Source organism: Klebsiella aerogenes, assembly GCA_029027985.1.
Classification (GTDB): Bacteria; Pseudomonadota; Gammaproteobacteria; order Enterobacterales; family Enterobacteriaceae; genus Klebsiella; species Klebsiella aerogenes_A.
Window position 1 is genome coordinate 309,537 of sequence record CP119076.1, and the last position, 23,287, is coordinate 332,823.

The window sequence follows — 23,287 nt, forward strand, 5'->3', positions numbered from 1 at the left end:
AAATTGGCTCCCCGGCGCTTGTTCATATTTTTTGAACAGAGGAGTCAATTTTCACCCTCTATGATCGCCGACGGAATGGGTCCACACTGAGTCCATCGAAAACATACGGGGGTGCAACATGATCTTTTTACGCAAAGCTAACGAACGTGGCCACGCTAACCATGGCTGGCTGGATTCCTGGCATACTTTCTCTTTCGCTAATTACTACGACCCGAATTTTATGGGCTTCTCCGCGCTGCGCGTGATCAACGATGACGTTATCGACGCCGGCCAGGGTTTTGGCACTCACCCGCACAAAGACATGGAAATCCTGACTTATGTGCTGGAAGGCGCAGTAGAGCACCAGGACAGCATGGGTAACAAAGAGCAGGTTCCGGCTGGCGAGTTCCAGATCATGAGCGCGGGTACCGGCGTGCGTCACTCGGAATACAACCCGAGCAACACTGACCGCCTGCGTCTGTATCAAATCTGGATTATTCCAGAAGAAACCGGCATTACGCCGCGTTACGAGCAGCGCCGCTTTGATGCCGAGCAGGGCAAACAGCTGGTGTTGTCGCCGGATGCGCGTGATGGTTCGTTGAAAGTGCATCAGGATATGGAATTGTATCGCTGGGCGCTGCTGAAAGATGAGCAGTCGGTCCACCAGATTGCCGCAGAACGCCGTGTGTGGATCCAGGTGGTGAAAGGCGAAGTGACCATTAATGGCACCAAAGCCACCACCAGCGATGGTCTGGCGATTTGGGACGAACAGGCGATTTCGATTCACGCCGACAGCGATAGCGAAATTCTGCTGTTCGATCTGCCGCCGGTCTGATACGCGTCATCCTTCAAGCCGCATTTTTGTTGGCTCTCCTCACTCACCCCGGTCGCGTACCCCTTGTACGCTTCCGGGGATTCGTGGCGTTGCCGCCTCAATGCAACTTGAATAATTTTGCGTATCAACTCTAAATAAATCTTTTAGCCCTTTTTTCTCCGGGAAGGTTGCGCTTTGTCCGTGATAAACTGAGAAAATGTTTCCCAGCCGATCACAGTCAGGACGATGAAAAAGAAAAGACCCGTACTTCAGGATGTAGCCGATCTTGTCGGCGTGACCAAAATGACGGTCAGTCGCTATTTACGTAACCCGGAACAGGTTTCTGAGGCCCTGCGTGGTAAGATTGCTGTTGCACTCGATGAACTGGGTTATATTCCCAACCGCGCCCCTGACATCCTCTCTAACGCCACCAGCCGCGCCATTGGCGTGCTGCTGCCATCGTTAACCAACCAGGTCTTCTCAGAAGTGCTGCGCGGCATCGAAAGCGTCACTGACGCTTTCGGCTATCAAACTATGCTGGCGCACTACGGCTATAAGCCGGAAATGGAAGAGAAACGCCTTGAATCCATGCTCTCCTGGAACATTGACGGCCTGATCCTCACCGAACGTACCCACACGCCGCGTACCCTCAAAATGATCGAAGTCGCCGGGATCCCGGTGGTTGAGCTGATGGACAGCCAGTCGCCGTGCCTCGACATTGCCGTCGGTTTTGACAACTTTGAAGCGGCCCGGCAGATGACGGCGGCGATTATTGCCCGCGGCCACCGCCACGTTGCCTACCTGGGCGCGCGTCTGGATGAACGTACGATCATCAAACAGAAGGGGTACGAGCAGGCGATGCATGACGCCGGGATGACGCCCTACAGCGTGATGGTGGAGCAGTCGTCCTCCTACTCATCAGGGATAGAGTTAATGCGTCAGGCGCGCCGCGAATATCCGCAGCTCGACGGCATCTTCTGTACTAACGATGACCTGGCGGTCGGCGCGGCGTTTGAGTGTCAGCGCCTGGGGCTGAAGATCCCGGACGACATGGCGATTGCCGGTTTCCACGGCCACGATATCGGCCAGGTGATGGAGCCACGTCTCGCCAGCGTACTGACCCCACGTGAGCGGATGGGACGCATAGGCGCCGAGCGCCTGCTGGCGCGCATCCGCGGTGAGACGATTACCCCTAAGATGTTAGATTTAGGTTTCACATTGTCACCGGGCGGATCTATTTAAACTGACAAATTTGAAGTAGATCACACATATTCACATCTGGCACGAATGGTTATTGCTTCTCCCTGGGTCCGGCATGACAATGTTACCGATAACAGTTACCCGTAACACTTGCCCGTAATCATTAACCGATATGCCGCTTTCGCGCTGTATGAGTCAGCCCCGGCGCGGCATACCAGTCCAGTGGGAGGACGCTTTGAGCACGACTAACCATGATCACCACGTCTATGTCCTGATGGGCGTTTCCGGCAGTGGTAAATCCGCCGTCGCCAGTGAAGTGGCGCATCAACTGCAGGCCGCGTTTCTCGATGGCGATTTTCTGCATCCGCGTAGCAACATCACCAAAATGGCGTCCGGCGAACCCCTGAACGACGATGATCGTACGCCGTGGCTGCAAGCGTTGAATGACGCGGCGTTTGCTATGCAGCGTACCAATAAAGTCTCGCTGATCGTGTGTTCCGCACTGAAAAAGAGCTACCGCGATATTCTGCGTAAGGGCAACCCGAACCTCTCCTTCATCTACCTGAAAGGCGACTTCGACGTGATTGAAAACCGTCTGAAGGCGCGTAAAGGCCACTTCTTCAAAACCCAAATGTTGGTAACGCAGTTTGACACGCTGCAGGAACCGAGCGCCGACGAAAGCGATGTGCTTATCGTTGATATCGACCAGTCACTGGAAGGCGTGGTCGCCAGCACCATTGAGGTGATTAACAAAGGCAGTAACTAGTGAGTACTTTAACGCTTGTTTTAACAGCAGTTGGCTCAGTATTGCTGCTGCTGTTTTTAGTCATGAAGGCGCGTATGCACGCCTTCGTGGCTTTGATGGTGGTTTCTATCGGCGCGGGCCTCTTTTCCGGCATGCCGCTGGATAAAATTGCGGCGACGATGGAAAAAGGGATGGGCGGCACGCTGGGCTTTCTGGCGATAGTCGTCGCGCTGGGGGCGATGTTCGGTAAGATCCTGCATGAAACCGGCGCCGTTGACCAAATTGCTGTGAAAATGCTGAAGTCCTTCGGCCACAACCGCGCACACTATGCGATTGGCCTGGCCGGTCTTATCTGCGCGCTGCCGCTGTTTTTCGAAGTCGCGATCGTGTTGCTGATTAGCGTCGCCTTCTCCATGGCGCGCCATACCGGTACTAACCTTGTGAAGCTGGTGATCCCGCTGTTTGCCGGCGTCGCGGCGGCGGCGGCGTTCTTGCTGCCGGGGCCCGCGCCGATGCTGCTGGCTTCGCAAATGCACGCCGACTTTGGCTGGATGATCCTGATTGGCCTGTGCGCCGCGATTCCGGGGATGATTATCGCCGGGCCGCTGTGGGGCAACTTCATCAGCCGCTACGTTGAGCTGCACATTCCTGACGATATCAGCGAACCGCATCTTGGCGAAGGCAAGATGCCGTCCTTCGGTTTCAGCCTTGCGCTGATCCTGCTGCCGCTGGTGCTGGTTGGCCTGAAAACTATTGCCGCGCGCTTTGTGCCGGTGGGTTCTCACGCCTACGAGTGGTTTGAATTTATCGGTCACCCGTTCACCGCGATTCTGGTGGCCTGCCTGGTGGCGATCTACGGCCTGGCGGTACGTCAGGGGATGGCGAAAGATCGCGTCATGGAAATCTGCGGTCACGCGCTGCAGCCGGCGGGGATTATCCTGCTGGTGATTGGCGCAGGCGGCGTCTTCAAGCAGGTGCTGGTTGACTCCGGCGTCGGCCCGGCGCTGGGTGAAGCGTTGACCGGTATGGGGCTGCCGATTGCGATTACCTGCTTCGTGCTGGCTGCGGCGGTACGTATCATTCAGGGTTCCGCAACCGTCGCGTGTCTGACGGCGGTCGGCCTGGTGATGCCGGTCATTGAACAGCTGAACTACAGTGGTGCGCAGATGGCAGCTCTGTCCATCTGTATCGCGGGTGGTTCGATTGTAGTGAGCCACGTTAACGACGCTGGCTTCTGGCTGTTCGGTAAGTTTACCGGTGCCACAGAAGCGCAGACGCTGAAAACCTGGACGATGATGGAAACCATCCTCGGCACCACCGGCGCGATTGTTGGGATGATTGCCTTCCAGCTGCTGAGCTAAGTCAAAATAATTTACCCGACCACGGCACACGCGGTCGGGTAAAAAACCGGGGAACACCGTTTACCCTGGCTTCTTCTCAATAACACGTGATTTCCCCCTCTTTTCCCTCTCTTCCCTGGTGCTACTATTACTGCTACGAAGATGCTCGTACTGCTCGTCAAAGCTTGCTATATCAGGGGTTGTCGGTTTTTTAGCGCAAGCGGAAAATCGCAAAATTTCCGAATGAATCCATATTCAGGATCAATAAAATAGCGACAGAAAAGATTCCATTGCGCGGGTTATTTCCCCGATAATCTTTATGCTTTTTATGATTCCCCGCGACGGTGGGTGGAGTGTGGAATAAGTTGCTTTTCTGATTGCCGGGCAATCATTGATTAATTTCACTTGCGACTTTAGCTGCATTTTGTAATGTGATGGACATCCCAGTTGGAAACTGGCCTGGCACTAACAGCACACACCTCGCAGGAATACGTTATGAAAAATGTTGGTTTTATCGGTTGGCGTGGAATGGTCGGCTCTGTTCTCATGCAACGCATGGTGGAAGAGCGTGATTTCGACGCCATTCGCCCGATTTTCTTCTCCACCTCCCAGTTGGGACAGGCTGCGCCGTCATTCGGCGGCAGTACCGGTGGCACGCTTCAGGATGCGTTCGATCTGGAAGCGCTGAAGGCACTGGACATTATTGTCACGTGCCAGGGCGGCGATTACACCAACGAGATTTACCCGAAGCTGCGCGCAAGCGGCTGGCAGGGCTACTGGATTGACGCGGCTTCCTCGCTGCGCATGAAAGACGATGCGATCATTATTCTCGACCCGGTTAACCAGAATGTGATTACCGCAGGCCTGAATAACGGCATCAAAACCTTCGTCGGCGGCAACTGTACGGTGAGCCTGATGCTGATGTCCCTCGGCGGCCTGTTTGCCCATGATCTGGTGGAGTGGGCCAGCGTGGCGACGTACCAGGCGGCCTCCGGCGGCGGCGCGCGGCATATGCGCGAACTACTGAGCCAGATGGGCCAGTTGCATGGTCACGTGGCGAGCGAACTGGCGAACCCGGCTTCCGCGATTCTGGATATTGAACGTAAGGTGACCTCGCTGACGCGCAGCGGCGACCTGCCGGTCGATAACTTTGGCGTACCGCTGGCGGGCAGCCTGATCCCATGGATCGACAAACAGCTGGATAACGGCCAGAGCCGCGAAGAGTGGAAAGGCCAGGCGGAGACCAACAAGATCCTCGCCACCGCCGCGCCGATTCCGGTCGATGGCCTGTGTGTACGTGTTGGCGCGCTGCGCTGCCATAGCCAGGCATTCACCATCAAGCTGAAGAAAGATGTTTCTATCCCGACCGTTGAGGAACTGCTGGCCGCGCACAACCCGTGGGCCAAAGTGGTGCCGAACGATCGCGACATCACCATGCGCGAGCTGACCCCAGCCGCGGTGACCGGCACCCTGACGACCCCGGTTGGGCGCCTGCGTAAACTGAATATGGGCCCGGAGTACCTGTCGGCCTTTACCGTCGGCGACCAGCTGCTCTGGGGCGCCGCCGAACCGCTGCGCCGCATGCTACGGCAGCTGGCGTAACGACAGGACGAACGATAAGGGGTGTGGATACATCCCTTTTTTTTGCGTAATACAAGGAGTAAACGCGGATGTTGGATTTTTCCCCTCGGAGGTAACACAGCCTTGGCTATGCTTTAAGTAAGGAGTTCCTTACCTGAAGGTGGGACGGAGCAGGAGGATGCACGTTAGTGCTGTGCCGTTCAGGTCAAAAAAAGTCGCCGGTTACAGGAAAGGGCGACACCTACAACAGGATGAAAGCATGTCTAATCGTATCGATAGAGACGTGATTAATGCGCTTATCGCAGGTCATTTCGCGGATCCTTTTTCCGTGCTTGGCATGCACCGTACCGACGCCGGGCTGGAAGTTCGCGCATTATTACCAGACGCCACTGATGTGTGGGTTATCGAACCGAAAACCGGGCGTAAAGTCGGCAAACTTGAATGCCTCGACTCGCGCGGATTCTTTAGCGGCACGCTGCCGCGGCGTAAAAACGTTTTTCGCTATCAGCTGGCCGTCACCTGGCACGGGCAGCAAAATCTGATTGACGACCCTTACCGTTTCGGCCCGTTGCTGCAGGATGTCGACGCATGGCTGTTGTCGGAAGGCACGCACCTGCGCCCTTACGAAACCCTGGGCGCGCATGCCGACACCATGGATGGCGTTACCGGCACGCGTTTTTCGGTATGGGCACCTAACGCCCGTCGTGTCTCTGTGGTCGGGCAATTCAACTACTGGGATGGCCGTCGCCACCCGATGCGCCTGCGCAAAGAGTCAGGTATCTGGGAGCTGTTTGTCCCCGGCGCGCTTAACGGTCAGCTGTATAAATTCGAACTGATCGACGCACATGGTCACCTGCGGGTGAAAGCCGACCCTTACGCCTTTGAAGCGCAGATGCGCCCGGAAAGCGCCTCGCTTATCTGCGATCTGCCGCCGAAAGTCGAACAGCCAGTGGAGCGCAAGGCGGCGAACCAGTTTGATGCTGCCATTTCCATCTATGAAGTGCATCTCGGCTCGTGGCGCCGCCATACCGACAACAATTTCTGGCTGAGTTATCGCGAACTCGCCGACCAGCTCGTGCCATACGCGAAATGGATGGGATTTACTCATCTTGAGCTGCTGCCGGTTAACGAACATCCGTTTGACGGCAGTTGGGGTTATCAGCCGACCGGGCTCTACGCGCCGACTCGTCGCTTCGGCACCCGCGATGATTTTCGTTATTTCATCGACGCCGCCCACGCCGCAGGTCTCAACGTCATTCTCGACTGGGTTCCGGGTCATTTCCCGGCGGATGATTTCGCGCTGGCTGCGTTTGACGGTACCTCGCTGTATGAACACAGCGACCCGCGAGAAGGCTACCACCAGGACTGGAATACCCTCATCTATAACTACGGTCGCCGCGAAGTCAGCAACTTCCTGGTGGGCAACGCGCTGTACTGGATTGAGCGCTTCGGCATTGATGCCCTGCGCGTCGATGCGGTGGCCTCAATGATCTACCGCGACTATAGCCGTAAAGAGGGCGAGTGGATCCCCAACGAATATGGCGGGCGGGAAAACCTCGAAGCGATTGAGTTTCTGCGCAACACTAACCGCATTCTTGGCGAACAAACGCCAGGGGCGGTGACGATGGCGGAAGAGTCCACCGATTTTGCCGGCGTATCGCGCCCGCCTGCCGATGGCGGCCTCGGTTTCTGGTTCAAATGGAACCTCGGCTGGATGCATGACACCCTGGATTACATGAAACTCGATCCGGTGCATCGCCAGTTCCACCACGACAAGATGACCTTCGGCATGCTCTACAACTACACCGAAAACTTCGTCTTGCCGCTCTCCCACGATGAAGTGGTGCACGGCAAAAAATCGATTCTCGATCGTATGCCAGGCGATGCGTGGCAGCGGTTCGCCAACCTGCGCGCCTACTATGGCTGGCTGTTCGCCTTCCCGGGCAAAAAGCTGTTGTTTATGGGCAATGAATTCGCTCAGGGACGTGAATGGAACCATGATGCAAGCCTTGACTGGCATCTGCTGGAAGGCGGCGATAACTGGCACCACGGCGTGCAACGGCTGGTGCGCGATCTGAACCACACCTATCGCCACCATAAAGCGCTGCACGAGCTTGATTTCGACCCATATGGCTTCGAATGGCTGGTGGTCGACGATCATGAACGTTCAGTCTTTGTCTTCGTGCGTCGTGACAAGGCCGGTAACGAAATCATCGTCGCCAGCAACTTCACTCCGGTGCCGCGCCATCACTACCGTTTTGGCATTAACCAGCCGGGACGTTGGCGCGAGGAGCTGAATACAGACTCAAGCCATTATCACGGCAGTAACGCCGGTAACGGCGGTGTCGTGGAGAGCGAGCCTGTCGCCAGCCACGGACGCGAGCACTCGCTGTCGATTACGCTGCCGCCGCTGGCGACAATCTGGCTGGTGCGGGAGGCCTGATGACGACGCTCGCTGCAGGAAAACCCGCGCCGCTGGGCGCCAGCTATGACGGCAAAGGGGTGAATTTCACTCTGTTTTCCGCCCACGCCGAGCGGGTGGAACTGTGCGTGTTCGACGAGCAGGGCAATGAGCGGCGTTTCGACCTGCCGGCGCGCAGCGGCGATATCTGGCACGGCTGGCTGGCCGATGCCCGTCCGGGGCTGCGTTATGGCTATCGCGTCCACGGGCCGTGGGATCCGGCGCAGGGGCAGCGTTTCAATCCCGCCAAGTTACTACTCGACCCCTGTGCGCATCAGGTTGTGGGAGCGTTGCCGGATGACGAGCGTCTACACGGCGGCATGGACGAACCGGACGGCCGCGATAGCGCGGCCATTGCGCCGAAGGCGCAGGTGGTTGATCTACGCTACGACTGGCTTGGCGATAAACCGCCGCGCACGCCGTGGGGCGAAACGGTGATTTATGAAGCGCATGTCAAAGGGCTGACCTGGCTGCATCCGGAGTTGCCGGAGGCGATCCGCGGTACTTATAAGGCGCTGGGCCATCCGCTGATGATCGACTATTTTCGCCGTCTGGGCATAACCGCGCTGGAATTGATGCCAGTAGCGCAGTTCGCCAGCGAGCCTCGCCTGCAGCGAATGGGTCTGAGCAACTATTGGGGCTACAACCCGCTGGCGCTGTTTGCGCTGGAACCGCGCTACGCCAGCCAACCACTGCGGGCGCTTGATGAGTTCCGCGAGGCGGTAAAAGCGCTGCACGCGGCGGGTATCGAAGTGATCCTTGATATCGTGCTTAATCATAGCGCGGAAATCGATCTCGAAGGGCCGACCATCTCTCTGCGCGGTATCGATAACCGCAGCTATTATTGGATCAGAGACGACGGTGATTATCACAACTGGACCGGCTGCGGCAACACGCTCAATCTCAGCCATCCGGGGGTTGTGGAGTATGCCCTGCAGTGCCTGCGTTTTTGGGTCGACGAGTGCCATGTCGACGGCTTCCGTTTCGACCTGGCGTCGGTGATGGGGCGCACGCCGGATTTTCGCCAGGATGCGCCGCTGTTCGAGGCGATTCGCCGCGATCCGGTTCTGTCGGCAATCAAGCTGATTGCTGAACCCTGGGATATTGGTCCGGGCGGCTATCAGGTGGGGAACTTCCCGCCGCTGTTTGCCGAATGGAATGACCATTTTCGCGATACCGCGCGGCGTTTCTGGTTGCAACAAAACGTGTCGTTGGGTGACTTCGCCCGGCGCTTCGCCGCGTCCAGCGATCTCTACGCCCGTGATGGTAAGCGGCCTGCGGCGACGGTGAATCTGATCACGGCGCACGATGGTTTCACCCTACGCGATTGTGTCTGTTTCAATCAGAAACATAATGAGGCGAACGGCGAAGAAAATCGCGATGGGACTAACAATAACTACAGTAACAATCATGGTATAGAGGGGTTAGACGCCCATCTTCCGGTGATTGAACGACGGCGAGATAGCGTGCATGCGCTCTTAACTACGCTGCTGCTGTCGCAAGGGACGCCCATGCTGCTGGCGGGCGATGAACATGGTCATAGTCAGCACGGCAACAATAACGCGTACTGTCAGGACAATGCGTTAACCTGGCTGGATTGGCAGCGGGCGAATCGCGGGCTCACCGCATTTGTCGTGGCGCTTATCCATCTGCGTCGGCGAATTCCAGCGTTAACCCGCAATCAGTGGTGGCAGGAACAAGACGGCAACGTTCGCTGGCTCAACCCGCAGGGGCGGCCATTAAACGCCGACGAGTGGCAGCATGGCGCCGCGCGTATGCAGATTCTGTTGTCCGATCGTTGGTTAATTACGCTGAACGCCGCCCCCGAGGTGGCGGAAATGGTTTTACCTGCGGGGGAATGGCGCGCCGTTCCTCCATTCGCCGGAGAGGATAATCCGGTCATCATGGCTGTCTGGCATGGGCCCGCGCACGGAGTGTGCGTATTTCAAAGGTCGTAATCCCTGGGGGTTTTCGGCGCGCCTTTTCAGCCGCGGGCCGTAAAGCAGGGAAGTAAAAAGGAGTTAATCATGGTTAGGCTAGAAAAGAACGATCCGTTGATGCTGGCGCGTCAACTTCCTCTCAAGTCCGTGGCGCTGATCCTCGCTGGCGGGCGCGGTACCCGGCTTAAGGATTTAACCATTAAGCGCGCGAAACCTGCTGTCCACTTTGGCGGTAAGTTCCGTATTATCGACTTCGCATTATCTAACTGCATTAACTCAGGTATCCGCCGTATTGGCGTGATTACCCAATATCAGTCGCACACCCTGGTGCAGCATATCCAGCGCGGTTGGTCCTTCTTCAGCGAGGAGATGAATGAATTCGTCGATCTGCTGCCAGCGCAACAACGCGTACACGGTGAAAACTGGTATCGCGGCACGGCAGATGCGGTGACGCAGAACCTCGATATTATTCGCCGCTACAAGGCGGAATACGTGGTGATCCTCGCCGGCGACCATATCTACAAACAAGACTATTCGCGGATGCTGATCGACCATGTCGAAAAAGGGGCGCGCTGCACCGTTGCGTGCATGCCGGTGCCCATTGAAGAGGCATCCGCCTTTGGCGTCATGGCCGTCGATGAAAGCGAGAAAATTATCGAGTTCGTTGAAAAACCGGCCAACCCGCCAGCGATGCCGAACGACGCCACGCGCTCGCTGGCCAGTATGGGTATCTATATCTTTGATGCGGATTACCTTTATGAGCTGCTGGCCGCCGACGATCTCAACGAAAACTCCAGCCACGACTTCGGCAAAGACATCATCCCGAAAATTACCGAAGCTGGCATGGCTTATGCACATCCTTTCCCACTATCCTGCGTGCAATCCGACCCGGATTCCGAACCGTACTGGCGTGATGTTGGGACGTTAGAAGCCTACTGGAAAGCCAACCTCGACCTGGCATCGGTGACCCCGGAGCTGGATATGTACGACCAGAACTGGCCAATTCGCACCCATATGGAATCGCTGCCGCCCGCGAAATTCGTTCAGGATCGTTCCGGTAGCCACGGCATGACGCTGAACTCGCTGGTTTCCGGCGGCTGCATTATTTCCGGTTCGGTGGTGGTGCAGTCGGTGCTATTCCCGCGAGTGCGGGTGAATTCGTTTTGTAACATTGATTCGGCAGTCTTATTGCCAGATGTTTGGGTCGGGCGCTCGTGCCGCCTGCGCCGCTGCGTGATTGACCGCGCCTGCGTCATCCCTGAAGGCATGGTAATTGGCGAAAATGCGGAAGAAGATGCCAACCGCTTCTACCGTTCAGAGGAAGGTATCGTGCTGGTAACCCGCGACATGCTGCGGAAACTGGGGCACAAACAGGAGCGATAATGCAGGTTTTACACGTATGTTCAGAGATGTTCCCGTTGTTAAAAACCGGCGGCCTGGCTGATGTGATCGGCGCGCTGCCGGCGGCGCAGATCGCTGACGGCGTAGATACCCGCGTGCTGCTGCCGGGGTATCCGGATATCCGACGCGGGATCACCGACGCGCAGGTGGTGACCCGCCGGGATACCTTTGCCGGGCGCATTACCCTGCTGTTCGGCCATTTTAACGGCGTTGGCATTTATCTGATCGATGCCCCGCATCTCTACGATCGCCCTGGGAGCCCTTATCACGACGCCAACATGAACGCCTATACCGACAACGTGCTGCGCTTTGCGCTGCTCGGTTGGGTCGGCAGCGAGATGGCCTGCGGGCTGGATCCGTTCTGGCGACCGGAGGTGGTACACGCCCATGACTGGCACGCGGGCCTGACCCCTGCCTATCTGGCGGCGCGCGGCCACCCGGCGAAGTCGGTGTTTACGGTACATAACCTTGCCTACCAGGGGATGTTTTACTCCTGGCATATGAATGAGATAGAGCTGCCGTGGTCGTTTTATAACATGCACGGCCTTGAGTTTAACGGCCAGATCTCCTTCCTCAAGGCCGGGTTGTACTATGCCGACCATATTACGGCGGTAAGCCCGACCTACGCGCGGGAAATCACCGAACCGCAATATGCCTACGGGATGGAAGGGTTGCTGCGCCAGCGTCAGCACGAGGGGCGTTTATCCGGCATTCTTAACGGTGTGGATGACAGCATCTGGAATCCGCACAGCGACCTGTTGCTGGCGTCGCGCTATGACCGCGATTGTCTGGAAGAGAAGGCCGAGAATAAACGACAGTTGCAAATCGCCATGGGGTTGAAGGTGGATGATAAAGCGCCGCTGTTCGCCGTGGTCAGCCGCCTGACCAGCCAGAAAGGACTGGATTTAGTGCTGGAAGCGCTGCCGGGTCTGCTCGAACAGGGCGGACAACTGGCGCTGTTGGGGGCCGGCGACCCGGTGCTGCAGGAAGGCTTCCTTGCCGCCGCCGCCGAACATCCGGGGCAGGTCGGCGTACAGATTGGTTATCACGAGGCGTTTTCGCACCGCATCATGGGCGGCGCCGATGTGATTCTGGTTCCCAGCCGCTTTGAGCCGTGCGGCCTGACTCAGCTGTATGGGCTGAAATATGGCACTCTGCCGCTGGTGCGCCGCACCGGCGGTCTCGCCGATACTGTCGCCGACTGTTCGTTGGAAAACCTCGCCGACGGCGTCGCCAGCGGATTCGTCTTTGAAGACAGCAATGCGGTGGCGTTGCTGCGGGCCATCCGGCGCACCTTTGTGTTGTGGTCGCGACCGTCGCTGTGGCGTTACGTCCAGCGTCAGGCGATGAATATGGACTTTAGTTGGCAGGTGGCGGCGAAATCTTATCGCGAACTCTATCAACGCTTGATGTAACCACAGGAGCTATGGCTATGAATGCACCCTTTAGTTATGCGTCACCCACGCTGAGCGTTGAGGCGTTAAAGCATTCTATCGCGTATAAGCTGATGTTTATCATCGGTAAAGATCCGGCGATAGCGAACAAACACGAATGGTTGAACGCCACCCTGTTCGCCGTGCGCGACCGTTTGGTCGAGCGCTGGCTGCGTTCAAACCGCGCCCAGTTGTCGCAGGAAGTGCGTCAGGTCTACTACCTGTCGATGGAATTTTTGATTGGCCGTACCCTTTCTAACGCGCTGTTGTCGTTAGGGATTTATGAAGATGTTAATAATGCGCTGGCCGATATGGGGCTCGATCTGGAAGAGCTGATTGATGAAGAGAACGACCCTGGCTTAGGCAACGGCGGCTTAGGGCGCCTGGCCGCTTGCTTCCTCGATTCGCTGGCGACGCTGGGTCTTCCTGGCCGTGGCTACGGCATTCGTTACGACTACGGCATGTTCAAACAGAACATCGTCGATGGGCGGCAGAAAGAGTCGCCGGATTACTGGCTGGAGTACGGCAACCCGTGGGAATTCGAGCGCTACAATACGCGCTATAAAGTGCGTTTCGGCGGCCGTGTGCAGCAGGAAGGTAAACACACCCACTGGATCGAAACCGAAGAGATCATCGCCGAAGCCTACGATCAGATTATCCCTGGCTTTGATACCGACGCCACCAATACCTTACGGCTGTGGAGCGCGCAGGCCAGTAGCGAAATCAATCTCGGTAAATTCAACCAGGGCGATTACTTCGCGGCGGTGGAAGATAAGAACCACTCTGAGAACGTGTCGCGCGTGCTCTATCCGGATGACTCCACCTATTCCGGGCGCGAGTTGCGCCTGCGGCAGGAGTATTTCCTCGTCTCAGCGACGGTGCAGGATATTCTCAGTCGTCACTATCAGCTACACCGAACCTACGATAATCTGGCGGATAAAATCGCCATTCATCTCAACGATACCCACCCGGTGCTGTCGATCCCCGAGCTGATGCGCCTGCTGATCGACGAGCATAAATTTAGCTGGGATGAGGCCTTCGAGGTGACCTGTCAGGTCTTCTCCTATACCAACCACACGCTGATGAGCGAAGCGCTGGAGACCTGGCCGGTCGATATGCTGGGTAAAATTCTGCCGCGTCATCTGCAAATTATTTTCGAGATTAACGACTACTTCCTCAAGACGTTGCAGGAGCAGTATCCCAACGATACCGCGCTGCTCAGCCGCACGTCGATTATCGATGAGTCCAACGGCCGCCGGGTGCGTATGGCGTGGCTAGCGGTGGTGATCAGCCATAAAGTGAACGGCGTTTCCGAGCTGCATTCGCGCTTAATGGTTGAGTCGCTGTTTGCCGAGTTTGCGAAGATTTTCCCGATGCGCTTCACCAACGTCACCAATGGCGTGACGCCGCGACGCTGGTTGGCGCTGGCTAACCCGTCGTTGTCGCAGGTGCTGGATGAGAATATCGGCCACACCTGGCGTACCGATCTGAGTCAACTGAGCGACCTGCTGCAGCATATCGATTACCCGACGGTGAATCAGGCGGTGCGCCACGCCAAACTTGAGAACAAGCAGCGGCTGGCCAACTATATCGCCCAGCAGCTTAACGTGGTGGTGAATCCGAAGGCGCTGTATGACGTGCAGATTAAACGCATCCACGAATATAAGCGCCAGCTGATGAATATCCTGCACGTGATCACCCGCTACAATCGGATCAAAGCCGATCCGCAGGCGGAGTGGGTGCCGCGGGTGAATATTTTCGCCGGTAAGGCCGCTTCGGCCTACTACATGGCGAAGCATATTATTCATCTGATCAACGATGTGGCGGCGGTGGTGAATAACGATCCGCAGATTGGCGACAAGCTGAAAGTGGTATTTATCCCCAACTACAGCGTGAGTCTGGCGCAGCTGATTATTCCGGCGGCGGATCTCTCTGAGCAGATCTCGCTGGCGGGGACGGAAGCGTCCGGCACCAGCAATATGAAGTTCGGTCTCAATGGCGCGCTGACGATCGGTACCCTGGATGGCGCGAATGTCGAGATGCTGGAGCACGTCGGCGAGGATAATATCTTTATCTTCGGCAATACCGCGGAAGAGGTGGAGGCCCTGCGCAACAACGGCTACAAACCGCGTGACTACTATGAACAGGATCTGGAACTGCATCAGGCGCTGACGCAGATTGGCACCGGTTTGTTCAGCCCATCGGAACCTGGCCGCTATCGCGACCTGCTGGATTCGCTGATTAACTTCGGCGACCACTATCAGGTGCTGGCGGATTACCGTAGCTACGTGGATTGCCAGGATAAAGTGGATGAGCTGTACCGTCATCCGGAGGAGTGGGCCAATAAGGCGATGATGAATATCGCCAATATGGGTTATTTCTCTTCCGACCGCACGATTCAGGAATACGCCAAATATATCTGGCATATCGACCCGGTTCGTCTGTAATCGGGTAAGTATCAGCAAAACGGGGCCAGCAGGCCCCGTTTCTGTTTGCGCGGTGATGTATCCCGGGGGATTTCCCCGCTCTTGCTACGCTCAGCGGGGCTACGGATCTGCGCCGTGTGTAGCCCGGGTCAGGCGTAAGCCGCAACCCGGGGGAGTTCTCCGCTCGCGCTACGCTCAGCGGGGCTACGGATCTGCGTCGTGATGTAACCCGGGTCAGGCGTAAGCCGCAACCCGGGGGAGTTCCCCGCTTGCGCTACGCTCAGCGGGGCTACGGATCTGCGCCGTGTGTAGCACGGGTCAGGCGTAAGCCGCAACCTGGGGGAGTTCCCCGCTTGCGCTGCGCTCAGCGGGGCTACGGATCTGCGTCGTGATGTAGCCCGGGTCAGGTGTAAGCCGCAACCCGGGGGATTTCCCCGCTCGCGCTGCGCTCAGCGGGGCTACGGATCTGCGTCGTGATGTAGCCCGGGTCAGGCGTAAGCCGCAACCCGGGGGATTTCCCCGCTCGCGCTGCGCTCAGCGGGGCTACGGATCTGCGCCGTGATGTAGCCCGGGTCAGGCGTAAGCCGCAACCCGGGGGATTTCCCCGCTCGTGCTACGCTCAGCGGGGCTACGGGTTTGCGCGGTGATGTAGCCCGGGTCAGGCGTAAACCGCAACCCGGAGGAGTTCTCCGCTCGCGCTACGGCTCAGCGGGGCTACGGATCTGCGTCGTGATGTAACCCGGGTCAGGCGTAAGCCGCAACCAGGGGGAGTTCTCCGCTCGCGCTACGCTCAGCGGGGCTACGGGTTTGCGCGGTGATGTAGCCCGGGTCAGGCGTAAGCCGCAACCCGGGGGAGTTCTCCGCTCGCGCTGCGCTCAGCGAGGCTACGGATCTGCGTCGTGATGTAACCCGGGGTATGTTACGATGCTAACGACAGTTCAGACTTTCCCACGTGCTGCGCCAGCCACTCGCTAATGCGCGCCTGCTGTTCGGCGTTCAGCCACATACCTTGTTTGGTACGGCGCCAGATGGCATCGTCGAGGCTGCGCACCCATTCGTGTTCGACCAGGTATTTCAGCTCGGCCTCATAAAACTCATGGCCGAAGTCTTCGCCTAAATCGGCAACAGAAGCCGCTTCGCCAAGGATCCACTCGCTATTGCTGCCATAAGTGCGGGCATAGTGGCGAGCCATCGATTCGCTGATAAATGAGAAGCGACGGCGCAGTTTCGCTGCGTAGTCGTCACGGTCGCCGCCGATATCGCCGCCAGGCAGTACCGCAGTTTTGGTCCATGCCGGGCCAATTCCCTGATAATACGGGGTGAGTTTTTCCAGCGCGTGTTCCGCCAGCTTGCGGTAGGTGGTGAGCTTACCGCCGAATACCGACAGTAGCGGCGCCTGGCCGTTCTCATCATGAATATCGAGCGTATAGTCGCGGGTAATCGCCTGCGGGGAATCAGATTCGTCATCGCACAGCGGACGTACGCCGGAGTAAGTCCAGACGATATCGTCGCGCGATAGCGTCTTTTTAAAGTGCGCGTTGTAGACGTCCAGCAGGTAGTTGATCTCTTTATCATCGATCGCCACCGCTTTCGGGTCGCCTTTGTACTCGACGTCGGTGGTGCCGATAATCGAGAATTCATCCATCCATGGGATCACGAATACGATACGCTTGTCTTCGTTTTGCAGAATGTAGGCCTGCTTCTGGGTATGTACGCGCGGAACCACGATGTGGCTGCCTTTAATCAGGCGGATGCCATAAGGTGAGCGCAGGTGCATTCCCTCATCGAAGAAGTGTTTCACCCACGGGCCGGTAGCGTTCACCAGACCACGCGCGTGCCAGGTAAATTTCTCACCGCTATCGATATCTTCCGCTTCAACGACCCACAGTCCGTTTTCGCGTTTTGCTGAGATAGCGCGGGTACGGGTGCGAACCTCGCCACCTTTGCGTACCACCATTTGGGCGTTGGCGAGCACCAGGCGCGCATCGTCTACCCAGCAGTCGGAATATTCGAAACCGCGCACGATTTCAGGCTTCAGCACGGATTCCGCGCCAAAGCGCAAACCGCTGGAACTCGGCAGACTGGTGCGTTTACCGAGGTGATCGTATAAAAACAGACCAATACGAATCATCCACGCCGGGCGCAGGTGCGGGCGGTGCGGTAAACGAAAGCGCATCGGGAAGGCGAGATGCGGGGCCATTTTTAATAACACTTCACGTTCCGCCAGCGCTTCGCTGACCAGGCGGAATTCGTAGTGTTCAAGGTAGCGCAGGCCACCGTGAATCAGTTTTGAGCTGGCGCTTGAGGTGGCGCAGGCAAGGTCTCTCGCTTCCAGCATCAGCACGGATAAACCGCGTCCGGCGGCGTCTGCCGCGATACCGGCACCGTTGATGCCTCCGCCTATCACAATCAGATCTTTGATTTCCACGCTCGCACCTCGTTCGCTTTCGTTTAAGCTCATAAATGTTCGATATCGCTCACTATAGCAAACAAACGCGCTTTTGGTAACATCAAAAAAACATTTCAGAGTGACACATGTAACATATTGGCGTTTATTTACCGCCTGGCGGTACACTAGAGGGTAAAATCAGGGCCGGTCACCGCCCGTCATGAAGCGAAATAGAGAAGAGAGCCATGGAACAATTTGAATGTATCAACGTAGAAGAAGCGCACCAGAAACTGCAGCAGCAGGCGGCGGTACTGGTCGACATCCGCGACCCGCAGAGTTTTGCTATGGGGCATACGCCGGGAGCGTTTCATCTGACTAACGATACGCTGGGCGCATTTATGCGCGATAACGACTTTGAGACGCCGGTGATGGTAATGTGCTACCACGGCAACAGCAGTAAAGGTGCCGCACAGTATCTGCTGCAGCAGGGCTTCGATCAGGTCTACAGCGTTGATGGCGGGTTTGACGCCTGGCATCGTCATTTCCCGGCGGAAGTCGCGCACGGCTCGCTATAAGCGCGGTACGGTATATACTAGCTCCCTTTGTGTGGAATAAGCGACTCGCTGTATGTTAATGATTACCTCTTTTGCCAACCCGCGCGTGGCCCAGGCGTTTGTCGACTATATGGCGACGCAGGGGGTCATTCTGACGATTCAACAACACACGCAGAGCGACGTCTGGTTGGCCGATGAAAGCCAGACCGAGCGGGTGCAGGCCGAGCTGGCTCGTTTTCTCGAAAACCCGGCCGACCCGCGTTATCTCGCCGCCAGCTGGCAATCGGGGCATACCAATAGCGGGCTGCACTATCAGCGCTTCCCGTTTTTAGCCACCTTGCGTCATAACGCCGGGCCGTTTACGTGGGCGATTCTGTTGGCCTGTATTGTGGTCTTCGTGCTGCAGAATGCGCTCGGCGATCAGCCGGTGATGATTTGGCTCGCCTGGCCCTACGATCCTTCACTGAAATTCGAAGCCTGGCGCTATCTTACCCATGCTTTCATGCACTTCTCGCTGATGCATATTCTGTTTAACCTGCTATGGTGGTGGTACCTCGGCGGTGCGGTAGAGAAGCGCATCGGCAGCGGTAAATTAGTGGTGATTACCGTCATCAGCGCCCTGTTGAGCGGGTTTGTCCAGCATCAGGTCAGCGGTCCGTGGTTCGGTGGTTTGTCGGGCGTGGTCTACGCGTTGATGGGCTATGTTTGGCTGCGTGGTGAACGCGATCCGCAGAGCGGCATCTATCTGCAACGCGGCCTGATCCTCTTCTCTTTAGTGTGGTTAGTGGCGGGATGGTTTGATGTTTTCGGCATGTCGATCGCCAACGGTGCGCACGTGGCGGGCCTGGTTGTCGGCCTGGCGATGGCGTTCGTCGATACGTTACATGTGCGAAAACGAGCGTAAGGACTTTTCCAGCGGGCAGGTTGTTTGCCCGCTGGCCTGACAATAACGCCTGATAAGTGAGCACCTTCTTCCAGGGACATTTCATGAAACAAACACAACGTCATGACGCGATTATCGAGCTGGTAAAAAAACAGGGATACGTCAGTACCGAAGAGCTGGTCGAGCAGTTTGCCGTCAGCCCGCAGACTATCCGTCGCGACTTGAATGATTTAGCGGAACAAAAAATGATCCTGCGCCACCACGGCGGCGCAGCGATGCCTTCAAGCTCGGTCAACACCTCGTGGCACGACAGGAAAGCGACCCAGACCGCGGAAAAAGAGCGCATCGCGCGTAAAGTGGCGAGCGAAATTCCCGACGGCGCGACGCTGTTTATCGATATCGGCACCACGCCGGAGGCGGTCGCGCACGCGCTGCTCAATCACAATGACCTGCGGATCGTGACCAACAACCTCAACGTCGCCAATACGCTGATGGTGAAAGATGATTTTCGTATTATTCTCGCTGGCGGCGAGCTGCGCAGCCGCGACGGCGGGATCATCGGTGAAGCGACGCTCGATTTTATCTCCCAGTTCCGTCTCGATTTCGGCATTCTCGGCATCAGCGGCATTGATAGCGACGGTTCGCTGCTGGAATTTGATTACCATGAAGTGCGTACCAAGCGGGCGATTATCGAGAACTCGCGTCATGTGATGCTGGTGGTGGATCACTCGAAGTTTGGCCGTAATGCGATGGTGAATATGGGCAGCATCAGTATGGTCGATGCGGTCTACACCGATGTCATGCCGCCTGCTGGCGTGCTGAAGGTGATTAAAGACAACAATCTGCAGTTGGAGTTGTGCTAAGCGGCGTCAGACGCCGTATCCCATCATTTTGAGCAACCGCTGGGCATGCTGAACGGCATCCTGGCGGTGCGCCACCCCAAGCTTCTGATACAGATTACGAATATGCGTTTTGATGGTGGTTGCCGCGACATCCAGTTCGCCGGCGATCTGCTCGTTGCTGTAGCCAGAGTAAATAAGCCCTAATACCTGCCATTCGCGTTGGGTCAGCGGGCTGGTGCGGATAAGCTCCGGCACTTCCGGGTGGTTGAGCAGGCGCTCGACGAAGCTTTCGTCGAAGTGGGCGAATTTGTGGCGATGATGCTGGTTGATATCGCGCAGGATCCGCTGCGCGCGATGCTGCTCCAGTTCCGGCAGCGTATTGAGCTGAATCAGCTGGCGCAATTGCTGCGCCATGGCTTCGCCTTCAATCACGAAGTGGTTGATGAAGCCGGTGCGGTTGGCCAGGGTTAAGGCTTCCAGCAGCGCTTTTTGCGCGTCGCTCTTGCGATCCGCCTGCCAGTACAGTTGGTTCAACAGCAGCAGATTGCGGTTGATATCGCTCATCAAGCGTAGCGAGCGGGCGTTTTCGTTTAACTCTTCCAGCACCATTTCGGCGGAATCAACATCGCCGAGCAGGATCTGCGCGCGGGCGATATTACGCCACTGGCTCTGCAGGAAGTGATTATTGGCGAATTCCGGCTTCGGCGTCTGGCGCAGCCAGTTGGCCGCCGCGGTCTTGTCGCCGGTCATCTGCCAGTAGATCACGCGCACCTTATCGGCGTTGGAAACCCAGTCGCTGTGATAATGGCCGTTGCCCAACAGGTTTTCCAGGCGATTGAGCTGGCTGCGGGCGTTGTCGAGATCGCCGCGGGCCAGCGAGCACTGCACCATCAGCGCCAGGCACTGCAACTGCTGCTGCGGCTGATAGCCTGCCAGTACCGTGATGCCGTTGCGGGCACAGCCTTCCGCTTCATCAAGGCGCGCCCAGGCCCACAGTAGCTGCGCGCGAATGCGCAGCAGGAACTCATGCATCGGCAGCTGTTCAAGGTGCTGGTCACGAATAAGCTGGAACGCTTTATCCTGAATCTCCCATGCCGCCTGCAGGAAGCCCTGGGCGAAGAGAATTTCGCTCTGCTGGATCATGCTCCACAGGGCGTAGTGCCAGACATCGTGACGGCGGGCCATCTGTTCGGTCTGCTGCATCACCGCCAGCGATTTGCTCAGCAGGCCTTTGCAGTGCAGCACTTCGCCGTGAACGGAGGTGGCGACGATGCGGCTGTAATAGTTGGCCAGCGGCAGCTCATCCAATGCCACCATCGCCAGGCGTTCCGCTTCATCCTGATCGCCGGCGTTAATTGCCACCTGCGCGCGCAGGGCGTTGAAATCGCCGTGCATCGCGGTATCCATTTCGACATCCATCTCCTGCTCGGCGCGGGCCAGCAGGGTATTCACTTCACTATAGCGGTGCTGGCTCTGCATCAGCCAGGCTTGCAGCAGGATCAGCCGCGGGTTTTCCAGCAGGTTTGACCACGGCAGTGCCGCCAGCGACTGCTCCAGCAGCCCAAGCTCGCTATGGTTGAACATGCCCCAGGCGTGGTTGAGCAGAATATCGCGCAACATGGCGGCGTCGCCAGCGGCGAGCGCGTGATGAATGGCTTCCGTCGGGAAGCCCTGCGCCATCCACGCCTCGGCGGCGGCGCGGTGAATTTCCGGGAGTTCAGTCGCCATTTCCCATTGGCAGCGCTGGCGCAGGAAATTACCGAACAGCGGGTGATAACGGAACCATTCGCCGGAATCGTCCATCCGGTGCAGGAACAGTCCCTGACGTTCGATCTCTTCCAGCTGCATCTGGCCGTTCTCTTCGCCGGTGACGCGGACGATCAGCGCGTCATTCATCGAACGCAACAGCGAGCTTTTTAATAAGAAGCTGCGGGTGCGGGCATCGACGTTATCCAGGACTTCATCGACGAGATAATCGGAAAGATGGCTGGCGTTTATCCCGGCGAGGCGGCGGGCGGAGTGGTGGGCGGAGCTATTTTTCTGCCGGGCGGAGAGGGCGATGAGCTGGAGGGCGGTGGCCCAGCCAGCGACGTCATCGCACAGGCGGCTGCTGTCATCGGCCTCAATTGGCGAGGAAAGGCGGCAATCGAAAAATTGTTTCGCTTCCTGATGAGTAAAAGCCAACTGTTGGCTGCCGATTTCGAGTAATTGTTCACGTACGCGCAGGTTGGCGATCCCCAACTGCGGCAGGTTGCGCGACAGCACCACCAGAGTCATGGTTTCCGGCTGATGGCGCAGGAAGAAGCGCATCGCGTCGTGGATAACCGGGTTATTAATCAGATGGTAATCATCGATCACCAGATACAGCGGGCGCTGCCAGTCGGCGAGTTCGATAAAAAGCTGCGCAAACAGCGATGGCAGGCTGGCGTACTGGCGCTTTTGCACCATGGCTTCGCTGGCGGCGCAGTGGCTGCCGGTAGCCTGTTGGATGGCTGCAATCAGATAGCTGGCGAAGCGCTCCTGCTGGTTGTCGCCTTCATCAAGCGAGAACCAGCCGAGGTCATGCTTACCCGAAGCCCACTGCGAAACGAGCGTGGTTTTGCCGTAACCTGCCGGGCTGGTCACCAACGCGAGACGATAATTGTTCGCGCCGGAAAGTTTCGCCAGTAACCGCTCGCGAACCACGGTGTGTTCGAGACGGGACGGACGACTTAATTTAGACGGAATCAACATAGTTCACTATTTCGCTGTGCAAGAAAGGAATGGGGATTTTTTTTGCGCTTCGTAATTAATAACTCCTAAGGTCGGCGATAATGAAAATTATTGCAAGTTATGTCCAAAATTGATGCTCTCGAATTTGCACTGGGTCACAAATCCTCATTTAGGTTTTTAACGGAACCTAAACCGGTACCAGTGCGCGTCACACCTCAGTTCCTGACGGTTTCGCCCGGTAATAAATCACTTTTAATACCGTTTTTTGTAGTTGATTGTTTTTATTAAGTTATCCTCATTGAATTCTTAGGCTTAATCTATTTCACGTATTTTTGTCATGGCGTCTTTTTATTCTGTGGGTGGTTTATTTTTTATTTCTCGATAACCGCAGAAGAGCATTTTGTTTTTCTGCATGAATTGCACTGTAACAAATTTACGGCTTACTACACTGGCGATTTTATTGTTCTGAACGCGGAATAAGGCAGTGAATTGCCGGCGACGGGCTAACGTTAAAGTGGCCGCGATCACAATTTTCGCTCATCCCTGCCACTCCTCCCTGCCTAATCCCCCTCGGGATGAGGCAGCGG

Annotated in this window: 15 protein-coding genes; 13 read left to right on the forward strand and 2 right to left on the reverse strand. The window is 57.0% G+C overall.

The window, feature by feature from the left end:
- The first annotated feature begins 118 nt into the window (after positions 1-118).
- The 10 genes from PYR66_01435 (at position 119) to glgP (ending at position 15,341) form a co-directional block, all read left to right on the forward strand.
- Positions 119-814: a pirin family protein gene (locus tag PYR66_01435; protein WEF28427.1), complete on the forward strand. Its 696-nt coding sequence runs from the start codon at positions 119-121 to the stop codon at positions 812-814.
- A gap of 225 nt (positions 815-1,039) precedes the next feature.
- Positions 1,040-2,035: a gluconate operon transcriptional repressor GntR gene (gene gntR / locus PYR66_01440; GenBank protein ID WEF28428.1), complete on the forward strand. Its 996-nt coding sequence runs from the start codon at positions 1,040-1,042 to the stop codon at positions 2,033-2,035.
- Positions 2,036-2,228: 193 nt separating this feature from the next.
- Positions 2,229-2,759, forward strand: coding sequence for a gluconokinase (gene gntK / locus PYR66_01445; GenBank protein WEF28429.1), 531 nt, complete (start codon positions 2,229-2,231; stop codon positions 2,757-2,759).
- A complete protein-coding gene (gene gntU, locus PYR66_01450) occupies positions 2,759-4,099 on the forward strand; it encodes a gluconate transporter (GenBank protein WEF28430.1) in 1,341 nt (446 codons plus the stop codon). Before gntK ends, gntU begins: the two co-directional genes overlap by 1 nt.
- 474 nt (positions 4,100-4,573) lie before the next feature.
- Positions 4,574-5,680, forward strand: coding sequence for an aspartate-semialdehyde dehydrogenase (asd, locus tag PYR66_01455; GenBank protein ID WEF28431.1), 1,107 nt, complete (start codon positions 4,574-4,576; stop codon positions 5,678-5,680).
- Between the two features lie 238 nt (positions 5,681-5,918).
- A complete protein-coding gene (gene glgB, locus PYR66_01460; protein WEF28432.1) occupies positions 5,919-8,102 on the forward strand; it encodes a 1,4-alpha-glucan branching enzyme in 2,184 nt (727 codons plus the stop codon).
- Positions 8,102-10,078, forward strand: coding sequence for a glycogen debranching protein GlgX (gene glgX / locus PYR66_01465; GenBank protein WEF28433.1), 1,977 nt, complete (start codon positions 8,102-8,104; stop codon positions 10,076-10,078). The genes glgB and glgX overlap by 1 nt, the downstream gene beginning before the upstream one ends.
- Before the next feature lie 69 nt (positions 10,079-10,147).
- Positions 10,148-11,443 (forward strand): glucose-1-phosphate adenylyltransferase, encoded by a 1,296-nt coding sequence (gene glgC / locus PYR66_01470; protein WEF28434.1) that lies wholly within the window; start codon positions 10,148-10,150, stop codon positions 11,441-11,443.
- Positions 11,443-12,876 carry a glycogen synthase GlgA gene (gene glgA / locus PYR66_01475; GenBank protein ID WEF28435.1) on the forward strand — a complete coding sequence of 478 codons (1,434 nt, stop codon included), beginning with the start codon at positions 11,443-11,445 and terminating at the stop codon, positions 12,874-12,876. The genes glgC and glgA overlap by 1 nt, the downstream gene beginning before the upstream one ends.
- Before the next feature lie 17 nt (positions 12,877-12,893).
- Positions 12,894-15,341, forward strand: a complete 2,448-nt coding sequence (gene glgP, locus PYR66_01480) for a glycogen phosphorylase (protein WEF28436.1) — start codon at positions 12,894-12,896, stop codon at positions 15,339-15,341.
- A gap of 898 nt (positions 15,342-16,239) precedes the next feature.
- Here glgP and glpD read toward each other — a convergent pair.
- The gene (glpD, locus tag PYR66_01485) at positions 16,240-17,748 is read right to left on the reverse strand and encodes a glycerol-3-phosphate dehydrogenase (protein WEF28437.1); all 1,509 of its coding nucleotides are present in this window, start codon (positions 17,746-17,748) and stop codon (positions 16,240-16,242) included.
- 206 nt (positions 17,749-17,954) lie between these two features.
- Here glpD and glpE point away from each other — a divergent pair, with 206 nt between their 5' ends.
- The 3 genes from glpE to PYR66_01500 all read left to right on the forward strand — a co-directional run bounded on the left by glpE (position 17,955) and on the right by PYR66_01500 (position 20,009).
- The gene (gene glpE / locus PYR66_01490; GenBank protein ID WEF28438.1) at positions 17,955-18,284 is read left to right on the forward strand and encodes a thiosulfate sulfurtransferase GlpE; all 330 of its coding nucleotides are present in this window, start codon (positions 17,955-17,957) and stop codon (positions 18,282-18,284) included.
- A gap of 52 nt (positions 18,285-18,336) precedes the next feature.
- Entirely contained in the window at positions 18,337-19,167 is an 831-nt protein-coding gene (gene glpG / locus PYR66_01495) for a rhomboid family intramembrane serine protease GlpG (GenBank protein ID WEF28439.1), read from the forward strand.
- 83 nt (positions 19,168-19,250) lie between these two features.
- Entirely contained in the window at positions 19,251-20,009 is a 759-nt protein-coding gene (locus PYR66_01500; GenBank protein ID WEF28440.1) for a DeoR/GlpR family transcriptional regulator, read from the forward strand.
- Between the two features lie 6 nt (positions 20,010-20,015).
- Here PYR66_01500 and malT read toward each other — a convergent pair whose 3' ends face one another.
- A complete protein-coding gene (gene malT / locus PYR66_01505; GenBank protein WEF28441.1) occupies positions 20,016-22,721 on the reverse strand; it encodes an HTH-type transcriptional regulator MalT in 2,706 nt (901 codons plus the stop codon).
- Between the last annotated feature and the right edge of the window lie 566 nt (positions 22,722-23,287).